Below are 3,188 nucleotides of genomic sequence, written 5' to 3'. Positions count from 1 at the left end.
AACCCTGTTTACCATTCCAATAGGCTTGGGCGGCAGCTAATTCACTAGCAGACAAAGCGCCTTTTGGTATATAGTGAAAATGGTTGCCGTGCGGTACAATAAAAGCGTCTCCTGTATCTTCAATCACATCTGACGGACTAAAGACATACCCATCATCCGTTGTATAAGCGCCTCCAGTTCCTCGATTTGGTGCCTGCATATTGAGATTAAAGTTTGGTTTAATCGGTGAACTTGGTGTTGAACTTGGTTTATCTGTACTTCTTGGTTTCGTATTATCAGAATGACTTTGAACTGGCTGACCTCCAATTGGAAGATTTCGAGCCAATTTTTCTTCCAAAGCAGACATTTGCGAATAAGGGATGAAATGGAAATGATCCCCGTGAGGAACTGCAACACCATTGGTAGTACGTTTTGTAATCTGTGCTGGGTCAAACACCAAGCCATCAGACTCCACATGACGTTGGCTAAGTGGTAAGGCGTACAATTCTTGAAGGAGACTAGCTAAATCTTCACTTTGACTTTCAGGAGCTTTGGAAGAATCTTGAGGAGCCTCAGATGGACTCGTTCTCACACTAGATCTTGTTTCAGCTCTGCTAGAACGATATTCAACCGTACTTAATTGCCCACCTTTTCCAGATAAGAAGGCTTGGGCGGCAGCTAATTCACTAGCAGACAAATCACTCTTAGGAATATAGTGGAAGTGATTGCCATGAGGAACAATATAAGCATCACCCGTATCTTCGATGATATCAGATGCGTTGAAGATATAACCGTCATCCGTTGTATAACGTCCTTGGGCTCTGGCTTCAGCAACAGCATTATCTGTACTTGAATTATGATTATGACTATGACTATGTTCCTGCTTCTGACGTTTAATCTCTTCTTTTGTCCGAATATTATCCGCGTGGGCAGCATCTTTGAGGTAAACATAGTATTTCCCGTCTACCTTAATCACATATCCACCCTTAATTTCATTGACAATGTCTGAATCCTTCAACTGATAATTCGGATCTTTCATGAGGAGTTCTTCACTGATGATAGCGTCATAAGGAACCTTGCCATTATAGTAATGATAATGGTCTCCATGAGAGGTCACATAACCTTGATCCGTAATCTTGATGACGATTTGTTCGGCGTTGATTCCCTCTCTCTTACTGACTTCATCTGGTGTCAAATTCTCTGCCTTTTGACCAGCCTGATCACCATCTATATAAGTAACTCGATTAGAATCTTTCTTAACTTGACCAGCTTGGTACCGTCCAAGTTCATAGGAACAAACACTTAGGGCAAGAACTGCCACTGAACCTGCTACATATTTTTTATTGATTTTCATTCTTATCTCTTTTCTAAAATCTATTTGATTCACAACAAAATGATAAACCGGTTAATTAACTAGTTAATAGTTTACTCTTTTTAGTATTACTTGTCAAGAATTTTTCGTATAAATAGTGAAATGAAATAAAAACCAAACAAATTGATTAGGGAATTATCATAGATTGAGATAAGATGTGAACAAATGTATTAGGAAATTCAAATTAATTTCTAGAAATGTTTTAGTAATTACTACGTACTTTTGTAGATTCAATCTATTATAAAACCAATTTCTAACAATGTTTTAGAAACCAGAATGTAGCATTCTAACTTCAATTCGATATACAGAATAAAAAGGACGTTATTCTATCCAAAAATAGAACAATGTCCTTTCAAGTAGATTATTATTAGTCAAAATATTCTAAGGTTTTATTTGCTTAAGAGTTTTAATATCATAGGTTACTAAATCCCCATTCTTATTATAAAATTGAACACCTTCTGAAGAAAAAATAAGGTATTTAGAATCAATTTGAGCAATTTGTGCTATTTGATTTATATGATTTTTTAAAGTATCCTTATCTAATCCATAATCTGGTATCTCATCATAATCATCTTCTTTATTTTCTGTATGTGATTTTTCTTTTTCACCAACTTTTTCGACTGAAGGATTGCTGCTAGTCGCATCTGCCTCATTTTGAGATTTATTATCCTTTGGTTGTTCATCAACTTTGTTTGAATCCGTTGCATCTTTCTTTGTTTCCGATTTCTTATCTGAAGAAACTAGATGTGAATCAGAAGAAGCATTTGTTGCTTCTTTTACTTCATTTCTTTTAGCTATCAACTCTTGAGCTTGTTTCCACTCTTTCTCTGATAAGTCAGACTGAGTGATACTTCTCAACGAGCCACCGCTAGCTTTTGGAATACTGAAAGATTTATCTGCCCAAATATAGGTTCCCTTTGCCAATACATCCTGAGGATCAAAAATATAACCATCAGGAGTTGCAAACTTGCCTTCTTTAAGTGCTTTCTGAACTTCTTCCGCAGAATGAATAATTTGCCAATTCTGCATTCCAGACCGTTTTTCAAGAGGAGTTACATTAGCAATAACAGATCCAGCATCATCATGACCTGGTTTTGACCAAACTTCAGGACGCACATCAGGATGTTGCATTACATATTTTATAGTTGCTATTTGCTCACTATTTAACCAAGAATAAGGTACGACGTGAATGTGATCGATATGCGGAATAATGAAAGAAGTTCCAGTATCATACGTAGTATTGGCTGCATGCATAGGCAAGCTAGATACATCAACAGCTAATCTTGGTTTAATTTCTGTTTCTACAATATCATAACGATAATTATCTTTATCTTTAAGCATTAGTTCCTGCTCAGAAAAAGCTATTTGAGTAAGATCGAGTTCTTCACGTGAATAAAAATAATCTTTACCACCTTCATTAATTATATAACCAACTTTACTATTTCTAGAAACTTTATTAGTTACTTTTTTATAATCAAACTTTGGTCTTTCCTTCTCATCTGAGTGAACTAAAGAAACGATGTCATCTGGATTTTTACCAGTTTCTTGAATCCATTTAGCAACTTCATCCAATTCGAATTGTTCTAATTCACCATATCCCATATAATGGAAATGTTCTCCGTGTTTGGCAATAACACCTGATTTATCAACAGAATCGATGGAATCTTTGCTAAATATGTATCCATCACTCGTATCATAAGGTTTACCATCTAAACCTTTTCCATAAGCTTTGATTGGTTGTCCTAAGAACTTATGAACTACTTCTTTTGATACTAAAGGTTTAATATCTGTACCAATTTGATTTAATCCATTTTGCCCTTTTAACGGAATAATTCTA

Annotated in this window: 2 protein-coding genes; both read right to left on the bottom strand. The window is 35.5% G+C overall.

What is annotated here, in order from left to right; translation table 11 throughout:
• Positions 1-1,333 (bottom strand): pneumococcal-type histidine triad protein (locus HMPREF1048_RS06465; protein WP_000700516.1); only part of this gene is annotated, 1,333 nt, incomplete at its 3' end.
• A gap of 399 nt (positions 1,334-1,732) precedes the next feature.
• A partial coding sequence (locus HMPREF1048_RS06460) for a pneumococcal-type histidine triad protein (RefSeq protein WP_000306059.1) occupies positions 1,733-3,188 on the bottom strand: 1,456 nt, incomplete at its 5' end.

Source organism: Streptococcus mitis SK575 (assembly GCF_000257865.1).
Taxonomy (GTDB): Bacteria; Bacillota; Bacilli; order Lactobacillales; family Streptococcaceae; genus Streptococcus; species Streptococcus mitis_CQ.
This window is presented reverse-complemented; position numbering and strand designations above follow the sequence as displayed.